Raw genomic sequence first — 7,181 nt, forward strand, 5'->3', positions numbered from 1 at the left:
CGCCCCGATCCCGCCCGTCAAGCCCACAGCCGCCACCCCTGCCACCGCTGTCCGCCTTGTATGGAGGCAGCCTGGGAGAACACGATGCAACTGAATCCCGCAGAAATTTCCGAACTGATCAAGAGCCGTATTCAAGGCCTGCAAGCCTCGACGGACATCCGCAACCAAGGCACCGTGGTCTCGGTGACGGACGGCATCGTGCGCGTGCACGGCCTGTCGGACGTGATGCAGGGCGAAATGCTCGAATTCCCGGCCAGCCCCTCCGGCGCGCAGACCTTCGGCCTGGCGCTGAACCTCGAGCGTGACTCGGTGGGCGCGGTGATCCTGGGCGAGTACGAGCACATCTCCGAAGGCGACACCGTCAAGTGCACGGGCCGCATTCTGGAAGTGCCCGTCGGCCCCGAGCTGATTGGTCGCGTGGTCAACGCCCTGGGCCAGCCCATCGACGGCAAGGGTCCGATCAACGCCAAGATGACGGACGTGATCGAGAAGGTCGCCCCGGGCGTGATCGCGCGCCAGTCGGTGAGCCAGCCCGTGCAGACCGGCATCAAGTCCATCGACTCGATGGTGCCCGTCGGCCGTGGCCAGCGCGAGCTGATCATCGGTGACCGTCAGACCGGCAAGACCGCCGTGGCGCTGGACGCGATCATCGCCCAGAAGGGCCAGAACATGGTCTGCGTCTACGTCGCCATCGGCCAGAAGGCGTCGTCGATCAAGAACGTGGTGCGTGCCCTGGAGCAGCACGGCGCGATGGAGTACACCATCGTCGTCGCGGCTTCCGCTTCCGAGTCCGCCGCCATGCAGTACGTGTCGGCCTACTCCGGCTGCACGATGGGCGAGTACTTCCGCGACCGCGGCGAAGACGCGCTGATCGTGTATGACGACCTGTCCAAGCAGGCCGTTGCCTACCGCCAGGTGTCGCTGCTGCTGCGCCGTCCCCCGGGCCGCGAAGCCTTCCCCGGCGACGTGTTCTATCTCCACAGCCGTCTGCTGGAGCGTGCCGCCCGCGTGAACGCCGACTACGTCGAGAAGTTCACCAACGGCGCCGTCAAGGGCAAGACCGGTTCGCTGACCGCGCTGCCCGTGATTGAAACGCAGGCCGGCGACGTGTCCGCCTTCGTGCCGACCAACGTGATCTCGATCACCGACGGTCAGATCTTCCTGGAAACCAGCCTGTTCAACGCCGGTATCCGCCCCGCCATCAACGCCGGTATCTCGGTGTCGCGCGTCGGTGGTGCTGCCCAGACCAAGCTGATCAAGGGCCTGTCCGGCGGCATCCGTACCGACCTGGCGCAGTACCGTGAACTGGCTGCGTTCGCGCAGTTCGCCTCGGACCTGGACGAAGCCACCCGCAAGCAGCTCGACCGCGGTGCCCGCGTGACCGAACTGCTCAAGCAGCCCCAGTACCAGCCGCTGCCCATCAGCCTGATGGGTGCCACGCTGTTCGCGGTGAACAAGGGCTTCATGGACGACATCGACGTCAAGAAGATCCTGGCGTTCGAGAGCGGCCTGCACCAGTTCCTCAAGACCAGCCACGCTGCCCTGCTGAACAAGCTGGAGACCGACAAGGCCATGGACAAGGACGCCGAAGCCCAGCTCAACGCTGCGGTCACCGCGTTCAAGAAGTCCTTCGCCTGAGTCCCGCCTAAAGCACAAGTCTGAGAAGGAGTCAGTCCATGGCGGCAGGCAAGGAAATACGCGGCAAGATCAAATCGGTGGAGAACACCAAGAAGATCACCAAGGCCATGGAAATGGTCGCCGCCTCCAAGATGCGCAAGGCGCAGGAGCGGATGCGTTCGGCGCGTCCGTACGCCGACAAGATCCGCAACATCACGGCCAATCTGTCGCAGGCCAATCCTGAGTACCGGTCGGCCTACATGCGGGCTGACGGTTCCTCCAAGGTGACCGGCTTCGTGGTCGTGACCACCGACAAGGGCTTGTGCGGCGGCCTCAACACCAACGTGCTGCGCGCGATCACGAACAAGATGCGTGATCTGCAGGCCGACGGTGTGAAGGTGCAGGCGGTTGCGGTCGGCAACAAGGGTCTGGGCTTTTTGAACCGCGTTGGCGTGCCGGTGATCTCGCACGCCACGCAGCTGGGTGACACGCCCCAGCTCGAGAAGCTCATCGGCCCGGTCAAGGTGATGCTCGATGCCTTCGTCGAGGGCAAGGTGGACTCGGTCTACCTCTGCTACACGAAGTTCATCAACACGATGAAGCAGGAGCCGGTGGTGGAGCAGTTGCTGCCGCTGGCCGCCTCGCGCCTGGAGCAGACCGCCGCCGAGCGTCAAGCCGGTGGTTGGGACTACATCTATGAGCCGGACGCGGCCACCGTCATCGACGAGCTGCTCACGCGCTACATCGAGGCGCTGGTGTACCAGGCCGTGGCCGAGAACATGGCCTCGGAGCAGTCCGCACGCATGGTGGCCATGAAGTCCGCCACCGACAACGCCGGCAACCTGATCGGTGAGCTCAAGCTGGTCTACAACAAGACCCGCCAGGCCGCGATCACCAAGGAGCTGAGCGAGATCGTCAGCGGCGCCGCCGCGGTTTGACCGATTCGTTGAATTCAAGGAAATACAAATGGCACAAGGCAAGATTGTTCAGTGCATCGGCGCCGTGGTGGACGTGGAGTTCCCGCGCGATCAGATGCCCAAGGTGTACGACGCCCTGAAGATGGAAGGCTCGGCGCTGACGCTGGAAGTCCAGCAGCAGCTGGGCGACGGCGTGGTGCGTACCATTGCTCTGGGTTCCTCCGACGGCCTGCGCCGCGGCATGATGGTGACCAACACCGCCAACCCCATCATGGTGCCGGTGGGCCAAGCCACCCTGGGCCGCATCATGGACGTGCTGGGCACGCCCATCGACGAGCGTGGCCCGGTCAGCCAGGAACACACGGCTTCCATCCACCGCAAGGCCCCGGCCTACGACGAGCTGTCGCCGTCGCAAGAGCTGCTGGAAACCGGCATCAAGGTTATCGACCTGATCTGCCCGTTCGCCAAGGGCGGTAAGGTGGGCCTGTTCGGTGGCGCCGGCGTGGGCAAGACCGTGAACATGATGGAGCTCATCAACAACATCGCCAAGGCGCACTCGGGTCTGTCCGTGTTCGCCGGCGTGGGTGAGCGTACCCGTGAGGGCAACGACTTCTATCATGAAATGATGGAGTCGGGCGTGGTGGTGGACGAGGACCTGTCCAAGTCCAAGGTCGCCATGGTGTACGGCCAGATGAACGAGCCGCCGGGCAACCGTCTGCGCGTGGCCCTGACCGGCCTGACCATCGCCGAGTCGTTCCGCGACGAAGGCCGTGACGTGCTGTTCTTCGTGGACAACATCTACCGCTACACGCTGGCCGGTACCGAAGTGTCCGCTCTGCTGGGCCGTATGCCTTCGGCCGTGGGCTACCAGCCGACGCTGGCCGAGGAAATGGGCCGCCTGCAAGAGCGCATCACGTCCACCAAGGTGGGCTCGATCACCTCGATCCAGGCCGTGTACGTCCCTGCGGACGACTTGACCGACCCGTCGCCTGCCACGACCTTCGCCCACTTGGACGCCACCGTGGTGCTGTCGCGTGACATCGCCTCGCTGGGTATCTACCCGGCCGTGGACCCGCTGGACTCGACCTCGCGCCAGATCGACCCCAACGTCATCGGCGAAGAGCACTACACGACGACGCGTTCGGTGCAGGGCATCCTGCAGCGCTACAAGGAACTGCGCGACATCATCGCCATTCTGGGCATGGACGAGCTGGCCCCCGAGGACAAGCTCACCGTGGCCCGCGCCCGCAAGATCCAGCGCTTCCTGTCGCAGCCCTTCCACGTGGCCGAAATCTTCACGGGCTCGCCCGGCAAGTACGTGCCGCTGAAGGAAACCATCCGCGGCTTCAAGATGATCGTGGCCGGCGAGTGCGACCACCTGCCCGAGCAGGCGTTCTACATGGTCGGCACCATCGACGAGGCCTTCGAGAAGGCCAAGAAGCTGGCGTCGTAATGACCGTCGCGGCTGCAACCTGACGGGTTGTGGCCGCAACGCTCCCGACGCAGCCTCTTCCTTTTCGCATCAAGGACCCCGCACATGGCAACCATTCACGTCGACGTCGTCTCCGCCGAAGAGCTGATCTTCAGCGGCGAGGCGAAGTTCGTCGCGCTGCCGGGCGAGAACGGCGAGCTGGGCATCCTGCCCCGCCACACGCCGCTGATCACCCGCATCAAGCCCGGCGCGGTGCGCATCGAGCGTGCCGACAACGGTGAAGAAGAGTTCGTGTTCGTGGCCGGCGGCATCCTGGAGGTGCAGCCCAACACGGTCACCGTGCTCGCCGACACCGCCATCCGCGGCCATGACCTCGACGAGGCCAAGGCCAACGAGGCCAAGCGCCTGGCCGAGGAAGCGATGAAGAACGCCAAGAGCGACATCGACTTCGCCACCGCGCAAAGCGAATTCGCCGCCATGGCTGCCCAACTCGCCGCGCTGCGCAAGTTCCGCCGCAAGTAAGCCGCCTGACCGGCGCGCCGGCGCAACTGCCCCTGGCAGCCGCACCGGCACCGCAACGAATCAAGTAAAAAGCCCGCCCGGCGCATGCCCGGCGGGCTTCGTGTTTACTGGCGGCCGTTTTTCCAAGCGCCGCCGCGGCCGTTTCCACGGGCCGCCCGCGCGGCCGCCACGCCAGCTCCCATGTCCGCCATCACCGACTCCGCCGCAGGTTGCCGCGTGCTGTCGCTCATCCCGCCGATGACGCAGCTCAACACGCCGTACCCCTCCACCGCCTACCTGACCGGCTTTTTGCGCAGCCGAGGCATCCCGGCGGCGCAGGACGACCTGGCGCTCAAGCTCGTCCTGCGCCTGCTCTCGCGCCCCGGGCTGCTGCGCCTGCGCGAGGTGGCCGAGGCGCTGCCGCCCAAGAAGCGCAGCGAGCGCGTGGCGGCCTTCCTGGAGCAGTTCGACGCCTACGCCGGCACGGTGGAGCGGGCCTTCAGCTTCCTGCAGGGGCGCGACCCCACGCTGGCCCACCGCATCGCCTCGCGCGGGCTGCTGCCCGAGGGGCCGCGCTTCCAGCAGCTCGACGCCTACGACGCGGACGAGGAGGGCGGCGATGGCCTCGCCTGGGCCTTCGGGGCGCTGGGCCTGCAGGACCGCGCCAAGCACCTCGCCACGCTCTACCTCGACGACCTGGCCGACGTGCTGCGCGAGGCAGTGGACGGGCGGTTCGAGTTCGTCCGCTACGCCGAGTCCCTGGCCGCCGCGCAGGCCAGTTTCGACCCGCTGGCCGACGCGCTGGCGGCGCCGCTCAACCTGATAGACGAGACGCTGCGCGACCTGGCGCTGGAAGCGGTCGAGCTGCACAAACCCAACGTGGTCCTTCTCTCCGTCCCGTTCCCGGGCTCGGTATACGGCGCGCTGCGCATCGCGCAGGCGGTGAAGGCGGCGCATCCGGGGCTGGCCGTCGTGTTGGGCGGCGGCTACGTCAACACCGAGCTGCGCGAGCTGCGCGAGCCGCGGGTCTTCGACTTCGTGGATTTCGTGACCCTGGACGCCGGCGAGCGCCCGCTGCTCGCGCTGCTGGAGCACCTGCAGGGCCGCCGCTCGAAGCAGCGCCTGGTGCGCACCTTCATCCGCGACGACGCGGGCGCCGCGCGCTACGTGAACTTCCCGGAGCCGGACGTCCCCTTTGCCGAGGTCGGCACACCGACCTGGGACGGGTTGCCGCTGGGCCAGTACCTCTCGCTGCTGGACATGCTCAACCCCATGCACCGGCTCTGGAGCGACGGGCGCTGGAACAAGCTCACCGTGGCCCACGGCTGCTACTGGAAAAAGTGCAGCTTCTGCGACGTCAGCCTGGACTACATCGCGCGCTACGAGGGCGCGGAGGCCTCGGTGCTGGCCGACCGCATCCAGGCCATCGTCGAGGAAACCGGCCAGACCGGTTTCCATTTCGTGGACGAAGCCGCCCCGCCCAAGGCGCTCAAGGCGCTGGCCACCGAGCTGCTGCGCCGCGACCTGCGCATCTCCTGGTGGGGCAACGTGCGCTTCGAAAAGACGTTCACGCCGGAGCTGTGCGAGCTGCTGGCCGAGAGTGGCTGCATTGCCATCTCCGGCGGGCTGGAGGTGGCCTCGGACCGGCTTTTGAAACTCATGAACAAGGGCGTGTCCGTGGCCCAGGTGGCGCGGGTGACGCGGGCCTTTGCTGAGTCCGGCGTGATGGTGCACGCCTACCTGATGTACGGCTTTCCCACGCAGACGGCACAGGACACGGTGGACGCGCTGGAGTACGTGCGCCAGCTCTTCGAGAACGGCTGCATCCACTCCGGCTTCTTCCACCGCTTCGCCTGCACGGTGCATTCGCCGGTGGGCCTGGACCCGCAGGCCTTCGGCATCATGCTCAAGCCACTGCCGGAAGGCGCCTTCGCGCGCAACGACGTCGGCTTCATCGACCCCACCGGCACCGACCACGACGCCCTGGGCCGCGCGCTGAAGAAGGCCATCTACAACTTCATGCACGGCAACCTGGTGGAGGCCGACGTGCGCAGCTGGTTCGACGTGCGGGTGCCCAAGTCCACGGTGCCGAAGAGCTTCATTCGCCGGGCGCTGGAGCAGGGCGGCTGAGCGGGGGCGGCCGCATCAAGCGCGCCAGGGCGCGTCCGGCAACTCGTTGGGATTGGCTTGGCCCGGCTGCAGCGCGAAGTGGCGCACCAGCAAGCCATCGACGGCATCCACGGCCGCCAGCAGGCCGGCTTCGAAGTCACCCCCGCGCAGCCGCTCGCGCATGCCGTCCAGGATGCCGTGCCAGCCGTCCGTGCCCACGTGGCGGTGGATGCCGCGGTCAGCGACGATTTCAATGGCGTGCTCGGCCAGCAGCAGGTAGATGAGCACGCCGTTGTTGGCCTCGGTGTCCCACACCCGCAGCTTGCCGAACAGGGTCACCGCGCGCTCGCGCGCCGTGGCGCCGCGCCAGAGGTAGGACAGCGGCAACCCCGCCTCCACGCACACGCGTATCTCGCCGCTGTGCCGGGTTTCGCTCTCGCGCACGCGCGCCTCTATGCGCGCCATGGCCGCGTCGCCCAGGGCGCGCCGCGCGTCGCCCTCGTCGAGCAGCCGGTGTTTCAACAGCCGCAGCACACGGTTCATCACCAGCTCCCCGAGGCGCCGCCGCCGCCGAAATCCCCACCGCCACCGGAGCGGAAGCCGCC

At 67.0% G+C, this 7,181-nt stretch carries 6 protein-coding genes; 5 read left to right on the plus strand and 1 reads right to left on the minus strand.

The window, feature by feature from the left end; translation table 11 throughout:
- The first annotated feature begins 84 nt into the window (after positions 1-84).
- The 5 genes from atpA (at position 85) to SM757_RS29350 (ending at position 6,597) form a co-directional block, all read left to right on the plus strand.
- The gene (gene atpA / locus SM757_RS29330) at positions 85-1,638 is read left to right on the plus strand and encodes a F0F1 ATP synthase subunit alpha (protein WP_066334410.1); all 1,554 of its coding nucleotides are present in this window, start codon (positions 85-87) and stop codon (positions 1,636-1,638) included.
- A 38-nt stretch (positions 1,639-1,676) separates the two neighbouring features.
- The gene (gene atpG / locus SM757_RS29335; protein WP_066334412.1) at positions 1,677-2,555 is read left to right on the plus strand and encodes a F0F1 ATP synthase subunit gamma; all 879 of its coding nucleotides are present in this window, start codon (positions 1,677-1,679) and stop codon (positions 2,553-2,555) included.
- A 28-nt stretch (positions 2,556-2,583) separates the two neighbouring features.
- Complete coding sequence (gene atpD / locus SM757_RS29340) at positions 2,584-3,987, plus strand: F0F1 ATP synthase subunit beta (RefSeq protein WP_066334413.1); 1,404 nt, start codon at positions 2,584-2,586, stop codon at positions 3,985-3,987.
- Between the two features lie 84 nt (positions 3,988-4,071).
- Positions 4,072-4,488, plus strand: coding sequence for a F0F1 ATP synthase subunit epsilon (locus SM757_RS29345; protein WP_066334415.1), 417 nt, complete (start codon positions 4,072-4,074; stop codon positions 4,486-4,488).
- A gap of 180 nt (positions 4,489-4,668) precedes the next feature.
- Positions 4,669-6,597 (plus strand): B12-binding domain-containing radical SAM protein, encoded by a 1,929-nt coding sequence (locus tag SM757_RS29350; RefSeq protein WP_322468066.1) that lies wholly within the window; start codon positions 4,669-4,671, stop codon positions 6,595-6,597.
- A 15-nt stretch (positions 6,598-6,612) separates the two neighbouring features.
- Here SM757_RS29350 and SM757_RS29355 read toward each other — a convergent pair whose 3' ends face one another.
- Positions 6,613-7,119, minus strand: a complete 507-nt coding sequence (locus SM757_RS29355) for a TPM domain-containing protein (protein ID WP_322468067.1) — start codon at positions 7,117-7,119, stop codon at positions 6,613-6,615.
- Between the last annotated feature and the right edge of the window lie 62 nt (positions 7,120-7,181).

Source organism: Azohydromonas lata (assembly GCF_034427735.1).
Lineage (GTDB): Bacteria > Pseudomonadota > Gammaproteobacteria > Burkholderiales > Burkholderiaceae_C > Azohydromonas > Azohydromonas lata.

Coding starts and splice junctions, on each gene's coding strand:
- SM757_RS29355 (WP_322468067.1), bottom strand. CDS start 7,119: ATGAACCGTGTGCTGCGGCTGTTGAAACACCGGCTGCTCGACGAGGGC.
- atpG (WP_066334412.1), top strand. CDS start 1,677: ATGGCGGCAGGCAAGGAAATACGCGGCAAGATCAAATCGGTGGAGAAC.
- SM757_RS29350 (WP_322468066.1), top strand. CDS start 4,669: ATGTCCGCCATCACCGACTCCGCCGCAGGTTGCCGCGTGCTGTCGCTC.
- atpD (WP_066334413.1), top strand. CDS start 2,584: ATGGCACAAGGCAAGATTGTTCAGTGCATCGGCGCCGTGGTGGACGTG.
- SM757_RS29345 (WP_066334415.1), top strand. CDS start 4,072: ATGGCAACCATTCACGTCGACGTCGTCTCCGCCGAAGAGCTGATCTTC.
- atpA (WP_066334410.1), top strand. CDS start 85: ATGCAACTGAATCCCGCAGAAATTTCCGAACTGATCAAGAGCCGTATT.